Here is a 21808-nt window from a genome sequence, read left to right on the forward strand (position 1 = left end):
CGATGCACGAGTTCGTCCCGATTTTCGACGGCCTGAGCCTGGCCGGCTGGCATCCGGCACCGCGGATCTACGGCACCGTCTATCCCGGCGGGCCGTCAGTGCTGGAGCACTTCGACCAGCTGGGCCTCGCCCGCCCGGTGGAACCCGAGAAGCATCCGGCGCACTGGTTCGTGGAAGACGGCGTCCTGGTGGGCGAGCAGGACACCCCCGGCAGCGGCTACGGCGGCTACCTTGTCAGCGACCAGGCGTTCGGCGACTTCGAGCTGGTGCTCGAAATGCGTCCGGACTGGCCGGCCGACACGGGCGTGATGATCCGGCGGCGACGGGACAGCTGGGAAGGGTTCCAGGTGCTCGTGGACCACCGCCCGTCCGGCGGCATCGGCGGCTTCTTCGGCAACGGCCTGGCAAGCTTTTCGGCCGTTCCGTTCGCCATCGATGCGGCGTACGACGACGACGGCTGGCCGACCGGGCTCGTCGCCGATGACCCGGCCACCTCGGTGGAACCGGTCACGGAAGAAAAGCTGTCCCGCCTAACCCATGCCGCCGCCGTCGGGGATTTCCTGGACGTGTGGCGCTGGGACGACTGGAACGAACTGCTGATCCGCTGCGTCGGGCCGATGCCTGTGATCACCACCTGGGTCAACGGCCTCAAGATAGCCGAGCTGGACACCGCCACGCTGGAGTCCCCCAACTACGATCCCGAGGCTATCTTCGGAGTGCTCGGCGACCGGGGGCACATCGCCCTCGAGGTGCACGACAACGACGCCATGTTCGGCGAAACCCGCTGGGGAAAGGGCGCACAATGCCGGTGGCGGAACATCCGCATCCGGGAACTGAACACCGAAACCGCGAGGAACGCCTAATGATCCGCGCCCTTCAGCCCGGCCAGCAGTGTGAGGTCTGGATTGCCTCCGTCACCGGAGAACGCGAACTTGTCTTCACCACGAAGGACCTGCTCCTGGAAGCGCCCAACTGGACGCTCGACGGCGCGGCCCTGGTCCTCAACGGCGACGGGAAGCTGTGGACGTTCGACCTCGCCAGCCGGAGCCTCAGCCAGGTCCCGCTCATCGGAATCCCCGGCCTCAACAACGACCACGTCCTCGACCCCGACGGCGAGCACATCTTCCTCTCGGCCAACGACGGCCACATCTACCATGCAGCCCTGCGCGGCGGCCGGGCCACCCGCATCACCAAGGACGACGGCTCCTTCCATTTCCTCCACGGCGTCAGCCCGGACGGCCAGGAACTGGCCTACGTCGGCATGGAGGCCGGCGATTTCACCCGGCCGGGCAGGCTCATGACCATCCCGGCCGGCGGCGGCGCCTCCACACCCATCAGCGTCAACGGCCACTGCGACGGTCCCGAGTACTCCCCGGACGGCGAATGGCTGTACTTCAACACGGAGGCTTTCACCAGCCAGCCCGGCCACGCGCAGCTGGCACGCGTGCGTGCCGCCGCCGGCAGCACCGCCAACGGCACCAATAACCACGACGCCGAGCGGCTCCTTAAGAGCGACACCGTCGACTGGTTCCCGCATCTGTCCCCGCACGGCCGCCTGGCCAGCTACATCCGTTTCCCCAGCGGCACGGAAGGGCACCCTGCGGACCTGCCCGTCGACGTCGTGCTTGTCTCCACGGACGACTGGGCAGCGCCGCTGCACTCGTGGCCGCTCTTCGGCGGGCAGGGGACGCTGAACGTCAACAGCTGGGCCCCGGATTCCGCCCGCCTCGCGTACGTGGCGTACCCGATCGCCGACTCCAACCCCCGCAAAGGACTAAGCACGTGACCAACTACTCCCCCGCCCGCACGCCCGAGGACCCCATCCGCTGGGGAATCCTCGGCCCCGGATGGATCGCAGGCATGCAGGCGCAGGACCTACTCGACAATGGCTTTACTATCCAGGCCGTCGGCTCCCGCACGCTGGAATCAAGCCGCCGCTTCGCCGAAGAGTTCGGGATTCCCACGTCCCACGAGGGCTACGGCGCACTGGTTGCGGACCCCGACGTCGACGTCGTCTACGTCGCCACGCCTCACACGTTTCACTACGCCCACGCGCTGCTCGCCCTGAACGCCGGCAAGCACGTGCTGTTGGAGAAGCCTTTCACCGTCAACGCCCGGGAAGCGCAGGAGATCGTGGCGCTGGCCGAGGCCAAGGGCCTTGTGGTGCTGGAGGCCATGTGGAGCCGCTTCCTCCCCCACATGGCCCGCCTCCGCGAGATCATCGCCGAGGGCTCACTCGGGGAGATCCGGAAGGTCACGGCCAGCCACAACCAGAACCTTCCCAAGGATCCCGCGCACCGGCTCAACGACCGCGCCCTGGGCGGCGGAGCCCTGCTGGACCTCGGCATCTACCCCGTGTCGTTTGTCTTCGACGTCCTGGGCGCACCTGACAACATCCGGGCCAGCGCCGCCATGACGGCAACCGGCGTGGACCGGCAAACGGCAGCAATCTTCGAGTACCCGGACGGACAGCAGGCGCTCGTGGACTGCGCCCTGGACACCGCATCCAGCAACCGGGCCACCATCGTCGGGACGGAGGGATGGATCGACATCGAACCCACCTGGTACAACCCCACGCCCTTCACCCGGTTCGATAGCCAGGGAAACGTCCTGGAGCGGTTCAACCAGCCGGAGACCAGCAGGGGGATGCAGTACCAGGCAGCCGAGATGGAACGCCTCATCCGGGCTGGCCTCACCGCGGGCACGGTTCTTCCCCCGGGCGAGAGCGTGGCCGTGATGGCTGCGATGGACGAGATCCGCCGCCAGGTCGGACTCAAGTACGACGCCGACACCGCGCCGGAGGGGACCCCCGATGACTGACCGGTCCTGCGTCGGCGAACTGCAATTGCACGAGGAAGAACTCGTCTTCCCCGGATTCGACCACCACGATGCATGGAACCTCGGCTCGCTCATTGCCAACCAGGCGATTGCCTCGGGACATGGTGTTGCCATAGACATCCGGCGGCACAACGTGGTTCTCTTCCGCTGCGTCCTGCCCGGGGCAACCGCCGACCAGGAGGAGTGGATCCGCCGCAAGTCTGCCAGCACCTTGCGGTTCGAGCGCAGCACCTCCCTGCTCTCCGCGGAGTTCGCGTCCAAGGACTTCGACCCGGCACAGGGCGGGTGGCTCGCTTCGGAGGACTACACGCTGGCCGGCGGTTCGTTCCCCATCCGGGTCCGCGGGGCCGGCGTCGTCGCCGCCGTAACGGTGTCCGGGCTGTCCTCTGACGAGGACCACCGGCTGGTGGTCGACAGCATCAGGGAGTACCTCCGGACGGCCACCGGCTAAGCTCCACCGCTGGAGTTTTTGTCCAGATCTCACCCGCTGACGGGCCTTTGGGGCCATTACCTGGCCAAAAACTCGAAGCAACGCCCGGGCCTACCCGGGCCGCCGAGCCCACTGTTCCGCGATCTGTCCGGCGAGGATCTGTTCGTAGAGCGCCATGTGCTCGGCCACCATGCGGGCCGAGCTGAAGCGCTGCTCCGCCGAGGCTCGGCAGGCTTCCCGGCTAAGGCCGCCGGCCTGGGCGGCGAACCCGGCGAGCTGGTCGACGCTGCCGAGGTAACCCGTGACTCCGTGCTCCACGATTTCCGGAGCCGCACCGGCAGGGGTTCCCACCACAGGAGTTCCGGTGGCGAGCGCCTCGATCATCACCAGCCCGAACGGTTCGGGCCACTGGATCGGATTCAGGAACGCGAGCGCACCGCCCACAAATTCGTATTTTTCGGCGTCGGACAGCGGTCCCGTGAACTCCACATCGGGCCCCAGCGCCGGCCTGACGACGTCGTCGAAATAGCTCTGCTCCTCGGGTCCCTGGACCCTGGCGCTGATCCGCAGCGGGATTACGGCGGCACGTGCGATCTGGATTGCTTCCAGAATGCCCTTGTCCGGGGACAGCCGTCCGACGAAACAGAGGTAGCCGCCGTTCCCCCGGCCGACGGGAACGGCTGCCACGTCCATGCCGTGGTGGATCACCTTCGTCACCGGTACGTCGGGCGAACGGCTGACCTGGTCACGGGAGATGGCAATGATGCCGGTCGTTTTCCCGATGGCGCTGTACAGATCGGTGGCCTGCGCCGCCAGGCGGATGTGGATGGTGGTGAGCACCGGAATCCCGGCCGGCCGATGGGCGTACAGCGGTCCGCTCATCGTGTGGTCATGGATGATGTCCATGCCGGCCATGCCGTCGTACGCCCTGATGATGTGGCTCAGCTCCGACAGCGCCAACCCCATATCTGACGGTTCCGAGGGGCGCATCCCCGGGGCCCGCGGAACCGGGCAGGTGCTGTCGGAGGGTGCTGCCAGCAGGACCTCATGCCCGGCTTCGGCGAATCCGCGCGCAAGGCTGTCCACCACCCGCTCCGTACCGCCGTACCCGGGCGGTGGAACGGGGATCCATGGTGCCGATATCAAACCAATGCGCACTTGTGCCTCCCACATACGTACGGCCGGACCGCCGGGAGCTAATCCAAACAATATGGCCGGTCCTGCCTTGAGGCAACAGTCCCCCGCCTCCGATAAGGGACGAGCCACGTGACCAAAGCAACTGTCCCGGCAGGAATGCCTGGGGCAGCGCCGGAGTTGTTGCAGGCATGAAGATTGAGATCTGGTCTGACATCGCCTGCCCCTGGTGCTACATCGGCAAGCGCCGGTTCGAGGCCGCCCTTGCCGAGTTCCCGCACCGCGACCAGGTGGAGGTGCAATGGCGCAGCTACCAGCTGGACCCGGGCGTGCCCGAGCACTACGACGGCACGGAACTGGACTACCTAAGCAAGCGCAAGGGCATGGCCGCCGACCAAGTCACCCAGATGTTCGACCATGTAGCAGCCCAGGCCAAAGGCGAGGGCCTCAACTACCGGTTTGACGCCGTCGTGGTTGCCAACAGCTTCACGGCCCACCGGCTGATCCACCTGGCTGCCGCGCACGGCAAGCAGGACGCGGCCAAGGAGCGCCTGCTCAGCGACCACTTCGAGCACGGCAAGGACATCGGGAGCCCCGACTACCTCACGTCGGTTGGCGCGGATTTGGGCCTCGCCAACGACGACATCGCCGAACTGTTCAGCACCGACAAGTACGCCGACGACGTCCGCCGCGATTTCGCCGAAGCCCGCGCCCTGGGCATCAGCGGTGTTCCGTTCTTCGTGATCGACCGGAAGTACGGACTGTCCGGAGCCCAGCCCGCGGCGAGCTTCAGCATGGCCCTCGAGCAGGCGTGGCAGGAGGCGCACCCGCTGGTGATGGTCGGCAACGACCCCGGGGCCGCGGACAAACCAGGTGCCGAGGCGTGCGGCCCGGACGGCTGCCCCGTCTGAGGTCCCGGGCCGACGAGTTCTGGCAATAGCTGAACCGGGACCGACGAGTTTTTGTGCAGACATCGTCCCCTGAAGGGGGTTTAGAAGCCATTATCTGGACAAAAACTCGGAACAGTTTGGTGACAGATCGCGGTAAAGTGTCCCTATGCCCCGGATATCGGCCCCCAGCAACGCTGCGCAGCGCGCCGAGACCCAGCGCCGCATCCTGAACGCGTTCGGTGAGCTTCTCTTCTCGCACGGGCTGCCCGGGCTCACCATGACGGACGTCGCCCGGCATGCAGGGATCGGCCGCACGGCTGTCTACAACTACTACGCCGACATCGAAGAGCTGCTGATCGCCTACGCCCTCGTCGAGACGGAACGGTTCCTGACCGGGCTGCGCGAGTCGCTGGCCCGGCTGGACAACCCGGTGGACCGGCTGGCCCTGTACGTGCGGGCCCAGGTGGAGGATCTCAGCCGCCGCCACCTGCCGCCGGGTCCGGCCATGGGCGCTGTCCTCTCGCCGGCGTCGTTCGCCAAGCTGGCCGACCACGTGGGCGGGCTCAGCGACATGCTGCAGGACATTCTGCGCGACGGCATGGACCAGGGCTTTTTTCCGGCGGCCGATCCCTTGCAGCAGGCGCAGCTGATCCACGGCACCCTCTCTTCCAGCGCCGCCCGCGGGGGCGACGCGTCAGAGGACCTGGAGGAAAGGGTCGCGCGGACCGTCCGGTTCATCCAGTTGGGCGCCGGGGCGAGGTTCGACGACGGCGGCCACCCCGTACGCCTGCAGCCGCCGGCCGCTACGGCCGGCTAGGCATCAGCCGGCCGGCCAGGGCCGGCAGGCTCAGTGCTTGGCGCCCTGGGTGGGCATGACCGGCCACTGCGAATCGTCCGCGACGCGCCGGCTTTCCCGCGGGCAGCTGAGCTGGCCAGGTGTCTGGTCAACAAGCTGCGGCTTGACCAGTCCGCGGTAGTCGCTGGTCAGGATCACGTCCACGCTGGCGTCCTTGCGCCCGTCCTGGAAGTAATCGGAGCCCGGCAGATTCCGCTGGACGGTGAAGGCCGCCGACTGTCCGGCAGCCCCCGAGACGACGGCCGCCACGCCACGGTAGCCGGTCTGCGTGTTGGACACATTGCCGACAACAAACTTCCGGGCCTTGAATTCATTGGCTGCCGCCTTCGCCAGCCCGTTACGGCTCGTCGCGTTGAGGACGTTCACCTTGACCTTGGCGGGCGGCGTGTAGTCGAAGGTCGTGGCCGGGCAAACGGACGAGTTCTGCTGGGCCTGGATGGCGGAGGGGAACTTGATCTGCCCGCTCATCACACCCATCGCACCCATGATCCCAGCGACGATGAGGCCCAGCAGCAGCACGAGCACCACGCCGTGCAGGATCCGGCGGCGCAGGCGGCCGGAGTTCTCCGAGTTTTCGTCGTCCTCGACGAACGTGGCCCTGAGCTCGGGGCCGGTAACCACGCGGTGACCGTGGAGAACGGTCAGGTCTTTGGATTTTCTAGCCATCGATGACGAGCACCCTTGCATGTATGGCGGTGCGCTGGTGGAGTGCCGTCCTTACCGCCCGGTGCAGGCCGTCCTCCAGATAGAGGGTGCCCTGGTACTGCACCACGTGGGGAAACAGGTCTCCAAAGAAAGTGGAGTCCTCGGCAAGGAGCGCTTCAAGGTCCAGGGTCCGCTTGGTGGTAACAAGTTCATCCAGCCGGACTGGACGGGGCGGAAGCGCCGCCCAGTCTTTGGGGGTACTGAAACCATGGTCGGGGTAAGGGCGTCCCTCGCCCACAGCTTTGAATATCACTCTGCAAGCGTAAGCAACTGGCCGGTTCAAGGGAATGTGGGATCAGCGCGCCGCGGGAGGTTGTAGCCAAACAGTAACTATGTGTCACATCCGGGCCGCCGCCCGCGGTCTGGGCAGACTGGCCGGTGCCGGCTGACAGAATGGAGCCATGACTGCACCTTCAGCGAACCCCGCCACCCGGTTCGGCGCCCACACGCCGTCGGCCCCGGTGTTGGCCCTCCTCCTGGACGTGGACGGCCCGGTCGCCAGCCCTGTTACCAGGGATGTGAAACCGGAGATCATTGCGGACCTGGTGGCCCTCGCGGACGCCGGAATACCGGTCATTTTCAACACCGGGCGTTCGGATACCTTCATCCGCGAGCAGGTCATGGAGCCCATGATCGCTGCCGGCATGCCGGGCGGGATGCTGATCCACGCCATCTGCGAAAAAGGCGCGGTGTGGTTCAGTTACACGGCCGCCGGTCCCGGGCCCGTCCACGTGGACCATGAGCTTGCGGTGCCGTCAGCTTACGGCGACGATATCCGGCGCATGGTGGCTGAGGACTACTCGTCCCACATGTTCTTCGATGAAACGAAGCGCGCCATGGTGTCGGTGGAGCAACACATTGAGGTGCCCAGCAGTGAGTACCTCGCCGAGCAGAAGCTGTTTGATGCCGAGGCCATCGAGCTGATGGAGCGCCACGGCCTGGGCGTAGTGCGGCTGGAACACCACGCACCGAACTCCGACGACGAGATCGACTACCGCGTGGACCCCACCATCATTTCCACGGACATTGAATCGGTGCGGCTGGGCAAGGACCTGGGCGCGAGCCGCGCGGTGGAGCTGCTGGCGGCCCAGGGCATCACGCCGCAGGCCTGGCGGACGGTTGGCGATTCCCGCACGGACTACGCCATGGCCGACTGGCTGCACCACAACGACCACGCCGTGAAGCACGTCGATGTCCGTCCTGCGGACGGCGTCCCGGTCAAGCCCTACGATGTCCTCACCGCCGCGGACCTGGGTCTGCAGGAAACGGTCATCCACGACGACGCCGGGGCAGCGTTCCTGTCCAGCTGGCGGCAGGCGCTCGCCGGCTAAGCCCCGGGCCAGTCACGGGCGCCGCGGCACAGTCCCTGCGGAACGGAAACTGCGCGGACGGCCCGCCCACGGCCAGGCCGCCTGCCCTGTATGTTTTCCGGGCAGGACTATCATGCAAGTAAGACTTCACCCCTAGCAGCATGGGAGAAACACCATTACCGATGTGACGGTTCAGGACGACATCTACTACGGCGGTCAGGCATCCGAGGACGTACCCGCACTCGCGGAAGCTACGTCGCCGGCGGCTGTGGCGCGCCTCAAGCACCGGCCCGACGTCATTCGCCGGTCAGGCCGGTATGCGCTGATCAACGACACCCGGACGCCCTACCAGGCCATGGTGGAGGACCTGCTTTTCCTGCGGAACGTGCTGGACGGGGCCGGGCTGGATTACCTGCTGGTCCGGGGCAACAACGACCGTCCCGTGGTCGCCCTCGACTGGAAGGACCGCAAGAAGCTGCGGTCCGCCCTCGTTGACGCCTGCCGGAACGAGCCGTTCTACTCCATGACCGTGGACGCTAAGAAGAAGACGTCCGTCCTGGTGGCCGACGGCGAACTCTCCGTGAACCGGCAGGCGCGCATCTTCCGGCTGTACCGCCCGCGGGTTGAGCCCGAGGGCGGCTTCGAATTCGGTGCGTCCGCCGGCGTCCAGGTGGAGCTGTGGAGCTTCCTGGGCAGCGAAGTGATCCTGCCGATCGAGAACTCCCTGACCCGCCGCACCATGATGGCCCACGACGCCGTCCGCGGAACGGTGGAGCGTTACGGCCACACCTGGCCCACCATCGAAAACATGTTCGCTGACCACGCGAGCGATATCAGCTTCGACATCGACATGGTCTTCTCGTGGGTGGACGGCACGTCGCCGGAATACATCGCCGCCCGCCGGGCCAGGATGGCAGGGGCTGTCCTGGGTGAGGGCGACGACCACGAGGCACGCTACCGGCAGATCAACGAGCTCAAGTATGCGCTCCGGTCTGTGTATATGTTCGCACCCTGGGTCCGCCGCATCTTCATCGCCACGGACTCCCCCGCACCCGAATGGCTGGCCGACCATCCATCCGTGACCATCGTCCGGAGCGAAGAGTTCTTCGCGGACCCGTCAGTGCTGCCAACCCACAACTCGCAGGCCGTGGAGTGCCAGCTGCACCATATCGAGGGTCTCTCCGAGCACTTCCTCTACTCCAACGACGACATGTTCTTCGGTCGGCCTGTGGGCCCGGACATGTTCTTCACTCCGGGCGGGATCACCAAATTCATCGAGGCGGAGACGCGCATCGGCCTCGGCGAGAACGATGCCGAACGCAGCGGCTTCGAGAACGCCGCCCGCGTCAACCGCAAGCTGCTCTGGAACCGTTTTGGCCGGATCACCACCCGCCACCTGGAGCACTCTGCGGCGCCGTTGCGGCGGAGCGTCGTGGCCCAGATGGAGCAGGAGTTCCCGGCGGAGTTCGCAAGCACCGCCGCCAGCACGTTCCGTGCCGCAGACAACATCTCTGTCACGAATTCCTTCTACCACTACTACGCGCTGCTGACCGGCCGGGCAGTGACCCAGACGGCAGCCAAGGTGCGGTACGTGGACACGACGCTCCGGTCGGGCCTGAAGTACCTGCCCAAGCTGCTGACCAAACGCAACATGGACTTCTTCTGCCTCAATGACGGCAGCTTCCCGGAGGTTCCGGCCGACGAACGGGCCGAGCTTGTTACCGACTTCCTGGAAAAGTACTACCCCATCAAGGCGCCCTGGGAAAAGTAAGCTCGGGGAAAAGTAAGCTCCTGAATCACAGAAAACCCCGCCGGATCTGACCTGCTCAGATCCGGCGGGGGTTTTCTTTGGCGGAAAGCAGCCTCCGGCCGGGGCGGTTACTTCCGGGTGAACACGGGACGCTTGGCCCCTTCCGGAATGCGGATCCCGGCCGCCGCCAGGCGGCGCTCCGTCTCCTCGGGGCTGACGTACTCGCCCACGGTCGGAGTGGAGCCCAGCGGCACCACGGAATGCACCACAGTGTGCTCATAGACGTGCACCAGGTTGAAGGCCTGCCCGCCGTCGCGGCCGCGGGTGCCGCCCACCGGAACGTTCAGGTCCTGGGTGTAGCACGTGGCTGAGGCGACGGAGACGGGGATGCCGGCGAAGCTCGCCGTCGTGGAGTAATGCAGGTGGCCGCCGAGGATGGCGCGGACATCCGAGTTCCGGACCACGGCTGCCAGGGACGCCTGGTCACGGAGCTCCACCAGCACGGACAGGTCCAGCACCGACGGAACGGGCGGATGGTGCAGTGCCAGGATCGTCCCGTCCGGCGCGGGAGTTTCCAGTTGCCCGGCGAGCCAGTCCAGCTGGTTGTCACTGAGTTCGCCGTGGTGGTAGCCGGGCACGGACGTGTCCATGGTGATGACCCGCAGGCCGTTGACGTAGTAGCTGTGGTCGACGGGATCATCGTTGCCCGGCTGGCCGAACAGGGCCGCCCGGAAGTTGGCGCGGTTGTCGTGGTTGCCCATGGCCCAGATGACCTGGGCACCGAGATCCCGGCACGCGGGCTCCACGATTGCGCGGAGCTTGGCGTAGGCCTCGGGATCGCCCTTGTCGGCCAGGTCGCCAGTGAAAATCACGGCTTCCGGGCGCGCGCCGGAGGCCTGAACCTCGTCGAAGAGCTGGATCAGGCGGGCTTCGCTGTCAATTGCGCCGTACAAGGGATCTGGACCACCCAGCAGGTGGGGGTCACTCAGGTGGAGTAGAAAATGGCGTGGCCGGGGGTGCTCGGCCTCGATGAGCTCCATTGCTGCCTTCGTGGTAGTTAGGAAGCGGGGCGCCTCCTGTGTCCCTCTCAGTACGTTCCATCCAACCAGATAAGAAGCAAACTAAGGGGAAACGGGAGGTGGCATGTCGAAAAATTACAACACCGCCGCCGCCTTCGGGCTACCTTCCTCGCTTTCGTTTCCTTACACGGCCTTCCCCCGATGGCCGCTGCGTTAATTGCCGCGCTTTGTTTGGGTTGCCGCATTCCGCCAGTCCCTGACGGACAGTGGGCTATGTGCCCGGCAGTTTCGCCGCAGAGAAGAATGGGGAACTGCCCCTGGCCGTTCCGGGTGGAATACTCTTCCGGAACGTGCCCGGCCTACCTTGCCGGGGGCCGTTAGAAAGAAGGACGACGGCGCGCGGGGGCGCCGGGCAGGCCAGCCGTCCGGCGGATCCGGTACAGCCCGTACATCCGCAGTCTGGGGACGTATCCGCCGCCTGCACCGCATCGCCTACAGGGCGTCCGGAACCCGGATGGGTTCCGTCGGGTGCCGGCGGAATCTTTTGGAGGGAAGTCACATCGTGCTCTCTCGCCGGGTGCATGGCTGTCACTAATAACAACGGCTGTGTACTCCGTTGCATTCCCTGGACCTCCTACCTTTTGGGTTTACCAGACACGAACAGCCCGACGGCGGCCGCTCGCCAGCTCTTACGGCGCCGCCGCGGGCTCCGCCGTTGGAGCTGCTTCTGCTGCTGCCTTCGCCGCCGCCGCGTCCGCGGCCTGAGTGGGCGAGACACCTGGCGAAGTCGGGGTCGCCGGTACCGAGGTGGGCGCCGGTGCCGGCACGGCCGGAACCGTGGTTTCGGTGGCTGCCGGCGTGGGAACCGGATCGGTAGCGGGCACAGGGGCGGTCCCGACGGGCGCGGCTTCCGTTGGGGCCGGTTCGGAATTCAGGATCGGGGCGGAGGGCACGGCCGGATCGGTGGGCGTCGGGTCGGCTGGCGGCGGATCGACGGGGGCTGGCGGTTCGGTGGGTGTCGGGTCCGTTGGAACCGGGTCAACGGGAGCCGCGTCAACAGGCGGAGTGGGAGTCGGTGTCGGCGTGGGGGCCGGCGGTGTCGGGGCCGGCGGTGTCGGGGTCGGCGCCGGAGCCGGCGTGGGCGTCGGCTTGGGCGTTGGCTTGGGCTTGGCCGTCACGGGCGGCGCCGGCTTCGGCGTCGGGGTGGGGGTCGGCGTCGGAGTCGGCGTTGCCGGCGGACGGGAGGTCGACGGACCGGAGGACGACGCACTGGAGAGCAACGTGGGCCGCGCCGCAGCTGTCTGTGCGCGGCGCGGGTGGGCAACCGCGGCTGCAGTTACCGGCGTCAGGCCGTCAGCAGTGTTGCCGGGCCCGATGTTGCCGGGGATGTTGGGGATCGCCCACCCGTAAGTGCTGACGGCGCCCCCTTCGAAGCTGGTGAACACGGCGGGTGTCAGTTGGTCGGTCTGCCGGATGGGCAGCAGGGTCCACTTCATCGGATCCTCGTGCTGTCCGTTCTTGATGACCTCGAAATGCAGGTGGCATCCGGTGGAGGATCCGGTGGTGCCCACCTCTGCGATGATCTCGCCTACCCGCACGTGGTCGCCCTTCTCGACGGCGATGCCCTGCAGGTGGTTGTACGTGGTGATCAGGCCGTTGCCGTGGTCGATCTCCACCCTGTTGCCTCCGCCCCAGGGGTGCCAGCCCGCGGCCCGGACCACGCCCGAGTCGGCAGCGTAGACGCGGGTGCCGCAGGCCGCGGCGAAGTCCTGGCCCCAGTGGAACTCTCCCAGTTCGCCGGTGATCGGGCTGCGCCGCTGGCCGAACGGGGAGCTGGGATTAAGCACTTCCAGGGGTGCCATCAGGAAACCTGCCCCGGGCCGCTTAAGCGCGGTGGAGGCTACTCCGGGAGATTTGGCTTTGCTTGCCTTGCTCGCGTTGACGGTCGTGTCGGCCACGGTGCGGCCTGTGGGGGCCTTCACCGGCGCCGCGATACCGGAGCCGCTGATGGCGTAGCCGGGCGGAGTGGTGTCCGGATCGAGGAGTTCCGGCCCGACGACGCCGGATGGAGGAGCAACCGGGATTGCAGCTGCCACGGGCTGCTGGATGGAGGCGGCCGGACCCTGGAATCCGAAGGCAAAGACGGAGAAGCCAACAACCACCGCCGCGGAAAGGCTCCGCAGGGCGATCCGGCCTGGGCCGATCACCCTCGGTGCGTGTTTGTGTCCCCCATGATTTGCCACAGAATTCTCCTGGATTGGTACCCGCCAAACTCCTATCTCGACGAGCGTGTCCTCCATTGTGGCCACAGGCCCAAGCACGGCGAAACCCCTAAAACTGGGGGGCCACGCGCTCTGGTTTTATAGGCTATTTATCGGAATTCCGAGGACTGCACTTAAGCTTCGGCCGCAGTTCCTTGTTCCGCAGTCGGCGGCGCTTGGTCACCTGTTGTTTGGTCACCGGCGCGGCCTGGCGGTGTGGGCTCCGCCAACCGCGCCTTGGCGTAGAGTACGTCCCCGATGAACCAGTCGTAAATCAGCACGCCAATCACTCCGCCGATCAGCGGACCCACAATCGGGACCCAGAAGTACCAGCTGAAGGCCCCGTCAACAGTGCCGGGCAACGCCGTCTGTCCCCAGCCGGCGAGCCAGGCCAGCAACCTCGGGCCAAAGTCGCGGGCAGGGTTGATGGCGTATCCGGCGTTCGCGCCGAAGGACATGCCGATGGCCGCCACCGCCAGCCCTATCATGAACGGGCCCAAGTTGGCCTTAACGGCAGTGTTGCGCAAATCGATGATGGCCACGACGAACATCACCAGAAAAGCCGTACCGACAATCTGGTCGATCAGCGGTCCGGTCGGGTTGCCGTTGAAATACGGCGCCGGGAACGTGGCAAAAATCGAATACGTGGCCAGCCCCTTAGGATCGGCCCTGCCCGTACCCGCAGCCTTGTTAAAGGCGTCGATGGCGTCATGGTAGGTGAGGTACACCAAAGCGGCTCCAGCGAAGGCACCGACCACCTGGGCCACGATGTACGGACCAACCTTGTTCCACGGAAACTTCCGGCGGACCGCAAAAGCCAGTGTCACGGCAGGGTTGATGTGGGCACCGCTGACCCCGCCGGCCACATAAACCGCAAGAGCGACGGCCAGCGCCCATCCCCATGTAATCAGCAGCCAGTCGCCTGCGGCCATGAAGATCGTTGTCGGTGTCGCCGTCCGTCCAGAACCCGGCAGGCTGGCGACGGCCATTGCTACCACTCCGTCGCCAAAGGAAATCAACACGAACGTGCCGAGGAACTCCGCGAGTACCTCACCCCACGTGCCACCGAGTTGTTTGAGGCCGCTGCCATTCCTGACCGCAGTTCTTATCGGGCTGATCTCACTCATTTGAAAGGGCCTCCTTCGGCCGCAAGTTCACGATACGGAGAATCGTGAACGGGTAAAACGAGTCTTTGGCAGGGCGCGGAAGGCGTAAGGCCGGTACCGGCGGGAAACCACTATGCGGTGGGTTCCTCGTCTGGCCCGGGGGCTTTATCCGCTCCCTTGGCGGCCTTGCGCGTGGGGCCAACGGTTCCTTCGCGCCCGTAATCGCCTTCTGTGTACCGGCCTATCTCGGATTCGGCTGTTCTCGGACCGGCGGCCCCTGCTGCGTCATAGTCGCCTCGCACGAAGCGGCCGGCTTCCTTGGCTTTGCTGCCGAGCGGTTCGGGCAGGCCGCCCTCCCTGCCGGCCTCGCCAAAGTCCCCCTGGCTGTACTGGCCCTCCTCGTCGTCCGCATGGCGGCCGCGTTCGACCCCGGCGGCACCGTAGTCGCCTTTGACGTACCTGCCGCGGAGCTCGGGTTCCTCGGGTTTTACCTCAGGAGCCGATTCATCCGTAGGATCTTCAAATTCGCTGCTGTCCGTCATGATCTTGCCTTTCGCTGACGAATCGCTGCACCACCAAAAGCGTACTTTTATCTTATCGAGGTGCAGCGAGTCGCAACAGGCCGCCGGCTCCTGCCGGAGGCCGCCTTTCGGGAAGAGTGCACCGCCCGGGGCCACACATGCCGGCGCCAGCCCGGGCTGACATTATTTGGCGATCGTGCGGATGATCTGCCGGGCCACCAGACGGTCGATTCCCGGCACGTCGGCGGCCCGGATGATCCACCGCCGAAGGAAGCGCTGGGCACGGCCGGCGGGGAGGAAGGTCGAGGCAGCGCGCCTCCCGGAAGCCTGTGCGACTTCGACCACCGGCCGCCAACGCTGTTCGAAGGCATGGAGGGCAGGCGCGATGCCCTGTGGTGAGGCCACAGGACCGAGGACTTCGCCAAGGAGTGTGGCCCCTGCAATCGCGAGGGAGCCGCCCTGGCCCGCCAGGAGCGACACCGCTCCGCAGGCGTCGCCGACTAATGCCGCACGCCCCGTGTGCCAGCTTGGCATGACGACCTGTGCCACAACGTCGTCGTACGGATGCTCCGGGCAGAGTTCCAAAAGCTGGTCTACCGAGGCGCCGAGACCGCTGAATTCGCGCCGTAGCCTCTCCCGGAGAGTCTGAGCCCCTACGTCCTCCAAGGGTCCTGCCGTGTCCCTGTAGACCAGGAAGACCGCCACCTCGTCCGCACGAAGACTGTAGAACCCCGCCATTCGGCCGATGCTGTCGGTAAGCATGAAACGGTTACGAAAGCGCTCGTGCAGCTGGACGTCGGAAGCGATGAACGCGGCAGCGCGCATGCCGAGAGGTCGCAGGTAGTCGCGTTCGGGGCCGAATACGCCGTTGCGTACCTCCGAGTGGATGCCGTCTGCCCCGATGAGGACGTCTGCGCCGCGCCAGGCGTCCGCGGAACCCCTGACGCTCACGTGTCCGCCGTCACCATCGGTCCATGCACGTGAGACAGGCGCGCTGTAGTGAACGTGGATACGGCCTGATGGAACATCGCCCAGGGCGGCCAGGGCCGCGCGTTCCATGTCGGGGCGCAGGAGGGTAAGGACTGCTCCGCCGGCAAAGCGGGAAAATTTCCCGTAATCGAGGTGTGAGGTGGTGCGTCCGGTGTCGTCGACGTACTCAGCTGCTTCGACGTGGTAGGCCGCCGCGGCCAAGCGCGGATAGAGCCCGATCTTCTCAGATGCCTCTACACCGGGCCCGAAGAAGTCCATCATGTAACCGTCGGGACGGGGCCCCCGGGACTTCTCCAGAAGGTCGACATCCCAGCCGGCAAGTCCCAGTTGGCGTGCTGCTACGAGCCCTGCGATGCCTGCCCCGACGACGATGGCTTTCACGTCCGGAACCGTTCGGACGAAAGACGACGGCGAACTCGCCTCGTTTGAGGACCCGAACCCACCGCCGAAGTATCTTCCATGGCTACAATCCGTCCAGTACCCGCTGCAGATTGCCACCTTATCAACCGGTTGCTTTGGGCAACAAGCGTATGGACTACTCGACTTGTAGCGGCGGTACGCCCACTACTTGGATCCCCCGATGTGGCCGGCAAGTCCGGGCGCGGACGAAAAATGAGGCGGCTCCCCCACTTATTCGTCCGGCTCTGGCGCGCGAGAATGGAACATGCGGAATTTCCTGAAGGAATGGCAGGCGGAACTGAAGCGCACGCTGACGGGCAGCCCGGATGCACTGCCGGACTGGGCCCGGAAGTTTGCCCTGGGTGACGACGCCGGGTACTTCCTGCCCGGCTCTGCCGTGTGGGCCGTCCATGGCGGCGTGCCCACCATCATCGGCGGCATCCGGGCCCTGCTGATGCAGACTCTTCACCCTGGCGTCCTCGCGGGAGTGCACGACCATTCAAATTTCCGTGAGGACACGCTGGGCCGGCTGGCCCGGACCACAGCATGGATTCACGCCCTCACCTACGGGTCCACGGCCGAAGCCCAGGCGGCAACCACAAGGGTGGTCCGGCTGCACGAGTCCGTATCCGGAAAGTACGTCGACGGCGGCGGCACCGCCAGGAAGTACTCCGCCAACGATCCGCAACTGCTCCGCTGGGTGCACATCACATTCACGGACTCGTTTCTCCGCGCGCACGAACTGTGGGGCGGGTCCATTCCCGGCGGCCCCGACGCCTACGTCCGCGAATGGGCGCAGGCCGGCAGGCTCATGGGCGTGGAGTTCCCGCCGGCCAGCAAAGCCGATCTCGTCCAGGAGCTCGAAGAGCGGCTTGCCGCCGGCACTCTTCGTTGCGACGAACGGGTCGCCGACACAGTTGCGTTCATCCGGCATCCGCCCCTTCACCCTTTGTTGAAGCCGGGCTACCGCGTGCTGTTCGAAGCCGCCGTCCTGAGTCTGGAGCCTGAATACCGGCGCCTGCTGGGGCTGCATACTGCCCGGCTGGGACCCCTGCCGCTGCCGGTGGGCCTGACCGCCCGGGCCACCCTCGCCGTCGTCCGTCTCGCACTGGGTCCGGCCAGCCCAAGCCGGCTCGCAGCCGGGGAGCGGCTTCAGAGGTTGGGCGTGACGTAACCGCTACCGCAACTCGGGGAAACAAAAAACCCGGTCCTGACACAGTCAGGACCGGGTTTTCCGTGGCGGAGAATGGGGGATTTGAACCCCCGAGGGCGTTAACCCAACACGCGTTCCAGGCGTGCGCCATAGGCCGCTAGGCGAATTCTCCAGCTGCTCTTGAACCAAAAGCAGATACTAGAATACCTGAACTTTCCGGCATCTCCCAATCGGCCGAATCCGGGACGGTCGCGGGGCATCGTCAGGGGCTTTGCGCCAGGGCGGCTGAGGGCCGGAAGACCCGGAACTGAATGGCAGGATGGTGCCATGTCCCAGCTGCATGCGCTCGTGGTTTATGTTCCTGATTCCCACGCCGACGCGGTACTCACCGCTGTCGGAGACGCCGGCGCCGGCCGGCTGGGCGACTATTCGCACTGCTCCTTCACATCGCCCGGCACGGGGCGCTTCACGCCATTGCCCGGCGCCCGGCCCTACATCGGCACGGCAGGCGTGCCGGAGGAGGTTTCCGAGGTCCGGATCGAGTGCATCGTGGAAGAGGACGTGCTCGACGCCGTCGTGCTGGCATTGCGGGCAACGCACCCCTATGAGGAGCCGGCGTTCATGAGCTGGCCCGTGGATGGGTACCGATGAGACGGTGCCGGTGAGACCTCGCCGGCGCCCTCAGCCGGCGTACCGGAGCCGATTCGGGCCTCGTCCAAATTTCGGGTAAAGTATCTGACGGCCCCTCATGTGGCGTCATCCTGTTGAACTCCCCCAGGACCGGAAGGTAGCAAGGGTAGATGGGCTCTGGCGGGTGCATGAGGGGTCTCTTATTTAATGTCAGTCCCTATAGGTAGGTTTTCCCTGTGACTGTTACAACTGCCCTTTACCGCAGATACCGGCCCGACTCGTTCGCGGACGTTATCGGGCAGGAACATGTCACGGAGCCGCTGATGACGGCCCTGCGCAAGAACCGCGTCAACCACGCCTACCTTTTCTCTGGCCCGCGTGGCTGCGGCAAAACCACTTCCGCCCGCATCCTCGCCCGCTGCCTCAACTGCGCGAAGGGCCCCACGGACACCCCGTGCGGCGTCTGCCCCAGCTGCGTCGAACTGGCCCGCGGCGGAGCAGGCTCCCTGGACGTCATCGAGATCGATGCCGCCAGCCACGGCGGCGTGGACGACGCCCGTGACCTCCGCGAACGGGCCACGTACGCTCCGGTGCGGGACCGCTACAAGATCTTCATTATCGATGAGGCCCACATGGTCACCTCGGCGGGCTTCAATGCCCTGCTGAAAATCGTCGAAGAGCCGCCGGAACACATCAAGTTCATCTTCGCCACCACCGAGCCAGACAAGGTCATCGGGACCATCCGGTCACGCACGCATCACTACCCGTTCCGGCTGGTGCCGCCGGAGCCGCTCATGGCGTACCTCGAGCAGCTCTGCCACCAGGAAAACGTCCCGGTAGCCCCCGGCGTGCTGTCGCTGGTGATTCGTGCCGGTGCGGGCTCAGTCCGTGACTCTCTGTCCGTGCTGGACCAGCTCATGGCGGGCGCCGGACCCAACGGCCTCGACTACGAGCTCGCGGTAGCGCTCCTCGGCTACACGCATGCCTCGCTGCTGGACGACGTCGTCGAAGCAATCGCCGCCTCCGATTCCGCCACGGTCTTCCGGGCCGTGGACCGCGTCATTCAGACGGGCCACGATCCCCGCCGCTTCGTGGAGGATCTGCTGGAGCGCTTCCGCGACCTCATCATCGTCCAGGCCATGCCCGAAAGCGCACAGGCAATCCTTCGCGGCATGCCGGCCGACCAGATTGCCCGGATGCAGAACCAGGCACACAACCTTGGCGCGGCTGAGCTCTCGCGTGCAGCCGACGTCACCAACACCGCTTTGACGGAGATGACGGGGGCCACGTCGCCGCGTCTGCACCTGGAACTCCTCTGCGCCCGCATCCTGCTGCCCAGCTCCGAGCAGACCGAACGCGGCATCGCTGCCCGGATCGACCGCGTGGAGCGGCGCCTGAACTATGCCGGGTCCGACGCGGGCGCTGCCGTTACGCCGGCTGCGCCCGCCCCGGTTTCCCCGGCTGCGCCCTCTGCCGCGCCTGCGCAGGGCGCTCCGGCCCAGGGCGCTCCGGCGTCCTATGCTCCGGCCGCCTCCTCTGCTCCGGCCGCTCCCACTGAAGCGGCTCCCGAGTCCGCTCCGGCACTAGGCGCCCCGCAGATAGAGGCGCCGCAGATACAGGGCGCGCCCAGCATCCAGGCCTCAGCCGCGGCTCCGGGTGCAGCGGCCGCGCAGGGGACTTCTGGACGGGAAGCACTGGCCTCGCCCCGGATCACCACCGGGGACTGGCCCATGGATGACGCCGCAGCACGTGACCGCCGGCCGGCCCCGGATTCACATAGTGAGAGCCGGGAATCTGCCTCCCAGCGTCCCGCGGCTTCGCCGGCAGCGGCGGCCGCCCGGCGGCCGGAACCGGCTCAGCGCACGGAGCCGGCATCAGCGCAGGCAGCGCCGCAGGCACCCGCCCCGTCCTCCCCCGAGCGGCAGGCGCCCCCCGCCACAGCTCCCGCCAAGGCAGGGGGCGACGTGGAGGTACTGCGCCGTGCCTGGCCCGAGGTCCTGCAAACCCTGGCAAAGATCAAGCGGAGCACGTGGGCGCTCGTGGAACCAAACGCCCAAGTGGGCCAGTTCGACGGCCAGATCCTGACCCTCGTCTTCAGCACCTCCGGGCTGGCCGGCGCCTTCGGCAGGGCCGACCACTCCGAAAATCTGCGCCAGGCCATCCATAAGACGATCGGCATCGACTGCCAGATCACCGCCGTGGCAGGCGCCGGCAGCTCAGCGAGCTCTGAGCCAAACCCAAAAGCGCTTACTAGCCAGGACATTCCGGCCACCACCACTGACGCGGACTGGGGCCTGGCCCCCACCCCGGGTGGCTCTGGAAGATCAGGCTCCGGACAGGCGGACCCCTCCGCGGCGCGCCCTCCTGTAACAGTCGCTGCGGCGGCAGATCCCGTGGCCGCAGGTACTGTGGCGCCGCCAGTTTCGTCCGGCGCGCCCGCGGCTGGGCATGCCTCGCCTTCAGCGCCGGAGGCTCCGGAAGTCTCCACGCCTACGTGGTCCGGGCCAACGATTACGGGGTCCCGGCCGGACACGGCCGCCCCCGCCGCATCCGTCGGCGGCGTCCAGGGCGCTGGTGGAGCATTCGGCGATGCCCCGCCCGCTTCCTCCGACCAGCCCACCCCACAGCCAACTGCCACGCAGCCCATGGCCTCACAGGCTCCCGCCCCCCAGCCGGCTGCACCCGCCTCCGCATCCGTGCAGGCTGCGGCACGCGGCCCGGAGCAGCAGGCCGGTGACTATTCCTATCCGGACGATGACTGGGGCCCTCCGCTGGACGAGGACGCGCCTCCGCTGGACGAAGAACCTCCCATGGATTGGGAGCCCTCGCGCCAGTCGCAGGCCCGCTCTGAACCTTCGCCGGCACCGGCGGCCCGTCCGGCCGTTAAGTCCGCGCCGCCGGCGCCGCAATCTCGTGCGGGAACTCCTGATCCGTCACCCGCTGGACGCCAGCCGGCTCCCGAAGCCTCGGCTGATCCGTGGTCCCGCGCTGTGGAGCAGACACCCGGCGTGTGGCTTCTCGGGTCTGACAGCAACGTGGGCAAGTACTCTGGCCCGGCTGCCGACCAACGCGACGAGGAGGCGACCAGGCCCGCTGCGCCTGTTTATCCGCCCGCGGCCGCCCAGCCGCCGAACACCGGCGGGATCGCGGCCGGACACCAGCCGTCCCATGCCCTGACTGAGAGCCCCGCGGCCCCGGTTGAGAGCGCCCCGGCTGCGGGCCCCGTGGCTGTGAGCGCCCCGGTTGAGAGCGCCCCGGAGACTGCCGAGCGCGGTGCCCCCGAGTTCGCACCCGCCTACGCCATGGCATCCACCCCGGCGGCTGCCACCCAGGAGTACGGGGCACCAACGCCAACCCAGGGTGTCCGGGCGCCGGCCGTGACCGCGGCCAAGGACGCCGCCCAGGTCCGGGTTCCGGTGTTCGCATCGGGCTCGGCGCCCGCGGTGCAGGCCGGACCCGCGGTGCAGGCCGGACCCGCGGTGCAGGCCGGACCCGCGGTTGCCGCCGCCCGACCCACCGCCCCGGCACCGGCAGCCGAGGCCCCCGCCAGGGGCAAGATGAGTCTCTACCAAAGGCTGTCCAATAGTCCGGAGGCTGAGGCGGGCCGGGCCAAGGTGCCTGCCCGGAGCGTCGAGGAACCGGCGGCATACGTGCAGGACATCCCCAGCGCGGATGACGAAACCATCGAGGAGTCGGGCGTCTTTGGCCGCGCCGCCGTCGAGCGTATTCTGGGCGGAAAGCTTATCGAAGAACGGTCACTGGACGGCAGCCCGCTGGTGCCCCGGTATTAGGCGGCGGCTCCGCGGCCTGACGCGG

19 protein-coding genes, 1 tRNA gene and 1 other RNA gene are annotated in these 21808 nt (G+C 66.9%); 12 read left to right on the forward strand and 9 right to left on the reverse strand.

Annotated elements, in window-relative coordinates:
* The first annotated feature begins 2 nt into the window (after positions 1 to 2).
* From AC1DFE_RS04320 to AC1DFE_RS04335, 4 genes are read left to right on the forward strand one after another with little or no spacing between them, the layout of a single operon-like run.
* A complete protein-coding gene (locus AC1DFE_RS04320; protein ID WP_476904675.1) occupies positions 3 to 863 on the forward strand; it encodes a 3-keto-disaccharide hydrolase in 861 nt (286 codons plus the stop codon).
* Entirely contained in the window at positions 863 to 1786 is a 924-nt protein-coding gene (locus AC1DFE_RS04325; RefSeq protein WP_476904676.1) for a TolB family protein, read from the forward strand. Before AC1DFE_RS04320 ends, AC1DFE_RS04325 begins: the two co-directional genes overlap by 1 nt.
* Positions 1783 to 2820: a Gfo/Idh/MocA family protein gene (locus AC1DFE_RS04330; RefSeq protein WP_476904677.1), complete on the forward strand. Its 1038-nt coding sequence runs from the start codon at positions 1783 to 1785 to the stop codon at positions 2818 to 2820. The genes AC1DFE_RS04325 and AC1DFE_RS04330 overlap by 4 nt, the downstream gene beginning before the upstream one ends.
* On the forward strand, positions 2813 to 3289 hold the full coding sequence (locus AC1DFE_RS04335) for a heme-degrading domain-containing protein (RefSeq protein ID WP_476904678.1): 477 nt from the start codon (positions 2813 to 2815) through the stop codon (positions 3287 to 3289). The genes AC1DFE_RS04330 and AC1DFE_RS04335 overlap by 8 nt, the downstream gene beginning before the upstream one ends.
* Positions 3290 to 3379: 90 nt before the next feature.
* On the opposite strand, the gene AC1DFE_RS04340 is transcribed toward AC1DFE_RS04335, so the two are convergent.
* Positions 3380 to 4426 carry a glycosyltransferase family 4 protein gene (locus AC1DFE_RS04340; protein ID WP_476904679.1) on the reverse strand — a complete coding sequence of 349 codons (1047 nt, stop codon included), beginning with the start codon at positions 4424 to 4426 and terminating at the stop codon, positions 3380 to 3382.
* A gap of 167 nt (positions 4427 to 4593) precedes the next feature.
* Between AC1DFE_RS04340 and AC1DFE_RS04345 the strand changes: the two genes are divergently transcribed.
* Both AC1DFE_RS04345 and AC1DFE_RS04350 read left to right on the forward strand, forming a co-directional pair.
* Positions 4594 to 5313: a DsbA family oxidoreductase gene (locus tag AC1DFE_RS04345; RefSeq protein ID WP_476904680.1), complete on the forward strand. Its 720-nt coding sequence runs from the start codon at positions 4594 to 4596 to the stop codon at positions 5311 to 5313.
* A gap of 145 nt (positions 5314 to 5458) precedes the next feature.
* Complete coding sequence (locus AC1DFE_RS04350) at positions 5459 to 6109, forward strand: TetR/AcrR family transcriptional regulator (RefSeq protein WP_476904681.1); 651 nt, start codon at positions 5459 to 5461, stop codon at positions 6107 to 6109.
* Positions 6110 to 6139: 30 nt separating this feature from the next.
* Here AC1DFE_RS04350 and AC1DFE_RS04355 read toward each other — a convergent pair whose 3' ends face one another.
* Positions 6140 to 6814 (reverse strand): LytR C-terminal domain-containing protein, encoded by a 675-nt coding sequence (locus AC1DFE_RS04355; protein WP_476904682.1) that lies wholly within the window; start codon positions 6812 to 6814, stop codon positions 6140 to 6142.
* On the reverse strand, positions 6807 to 7106 hold the full coding sequence (locus tag AC1DFE_RS04360; protein ID WP_043417724.1) for a type II toxin-antitoxin system VapB family antitoxin: 300 nt from the start codon (positions 7104 to 7106) through the stop codon (positions 6807 to 6809). Before AC1DFE_RS04360 ends, AC1DFE_RS04355 begins: the two co-directional genes overlap by 8 nt.
* A gap of 148 nt (positions 7107 to 7254) precedes the next feature.
* Between AC1DFE_RS04360 and AC1DFE_RS04365 the strand changes: the two genes are divergently transcribed.
* Positions 7255 to 8184, forward strand: a complete 930-nt coding sequence (locus tag AC1DFE_RS04365) for a Cof-type HAD-IIB family hydrolase (RefSeq protein WP_476904683.1) — start codon at positions 7255 to 7257, stop codon at positions 8182 to 8184.
* A gap of 163 nt (positions 8185 to 8347) precedes the next feature.
* Entirely contained in the window at positions 8348 to 9934 is a 1587-nt protein-coding gene (locus tag AC1DFE_RS04370) for a stealth conserved region 3 domain-containing protein (RefSeq protein WP_476904684.1), read from the forward strand.
* Between the two features lie 107 nt (positions 9935 to 10041).
* Here AC1DFE_RS04370 and AC1DFE_RS04375 read toward each other — a convergent pair whose 3' ends face one another.
* The 5 genes from AC1DFE_RS04375 to AC1DFE_RS04395 form a co-directional block, all read right to left on the reverse strand.
* Positions 10042 to 10953 (reverse strand): phosphodiesterase, encoded by a 912-nt coding sequence (locus tag AC1DFE_RS04375; RefSeq protein ID WP_476904685.1) that lies wholly within the window; start codon positions 10951 to 10953, stop codon positions 10042 to 10044.
* A gap of 668 nt (positions 10954 to 11621) precedes the next feature.
* Positions 11622 to 13175, reverse strand: coding sequence for a M23 family metallopeptidase (locus AC1DFE_RS04380; protein WP_476904686.1), 1554 nt, complete (start codon positions 13173 to 13175; stop codon positions 11622 to 11624).
* A gap of 152 nt (positions 13176 to 13327) precedes the next feature.
* Positions 13328 to 14320, reverse strand: a complete 993-nt coding sequence (locus AC1DFE_RS04385; RefSeq protein WP_476904687.1) for an MIP/aquaporin family protein — start codon at positions 14318 to 14320, stop codon at positions 13328 to 13330.
* 110 nt (positions 14321 to 14430) lie between these two features.
* Complete coding sequence (locus AC1DFE_RS04390) at positions 14431 to 14841, reverse strand: hypothetical protein (RefSeq protein WP_476904688.1); 411 nt, start codon at positions 14839 to 14841, stop codon at positions 14431 to 14433.
* 162 nt (positions 14842 to 15003) lie between these two features.
* Complete coding sequence (locus AC1DFE_RS04395; protein WP_476904689.1) at positions 15004 to 16191, reverse strand: FAD-dependent monooxygenase; 1188 nt, start codon at positions 16189 to 16191, stop codon at positions 15004 to 15006.
* Positions 16192 to 16474: 283 nt separating this feature from the next.
* On the opposite strand from AC1DFE_RS04395, the gene AC1DFE_RS04400 reads away from it, so the two are divergent.
* Positions 16475 to 17383, forward strand: a complete 909-nt coding sequence (locus AC1DFE_RS04400) for an oxygenase MpaB family protein (protein WP_476904690.1) — start codon at positions 16475 to 16477, stop codon at positions 17381 to 17383.
* 63 nt (positions 17384 to 17446) lie between these two features.
* Here the strand turns inward: AC1DFE_RS04400 and AC1DFE_RS04405 are convergent.
* Positions 17447 to 17534 (reverse strand) — tRNA-Ser (locus AC1DFE_RS04405).
* A gap of 155 nt (positions 17535 to 17689) precedes the next feature.
* On the opposite strand from AC1DFE_RS04405, the gene AC1DFE_RS04410 reads away from it, so the two are divergent.
* The 3 genes from AC1DFE_RS04410 (at position 17690) to AC1DFE_RS04420 (ending at position 21783) form a co-directional block, all read left to right on the forward strand.
* Positions 17690 to 18013, forward strand: a complete 324-nt coding sequence (locus tag AC1DFE_RS04410) for a hypothetical protein (protein WP_476904691.1) — start codon at positions 17690 to 17692, stop codon at positions 18011 to 18013.
* Positions 18014 to 18099: 86 nt separating this feature from the next.
* An RNA gene (gene ffs / locus AC1DFE_RS04415) (signal recognition particle sRNA small type) lies at positions 18100 to 18196 on the forward strand.
* A 32-nt stretch (positions 18197 to 18228) separates the two neighbouring features.
* The gene (locus AC1DFE_RS04420; RefSeq protein WP_476904692.1) at positions 18229 to 21783 is read left to right on the forward strand and encodes a DNA polymerase III subunit gamma and tau; all 3555 of its coding nucleotides are present in this window, start codon (positions 18229 to 18231) and stop codon (positions 21781 to 21783) included.
* The last annotated feature ends 25 nt before the right edge of the window (positions 21784 to 21808 follow it).

It is taken from the genome of Arthrobacter sp. 05T423 (assembly GCF_056396245.1).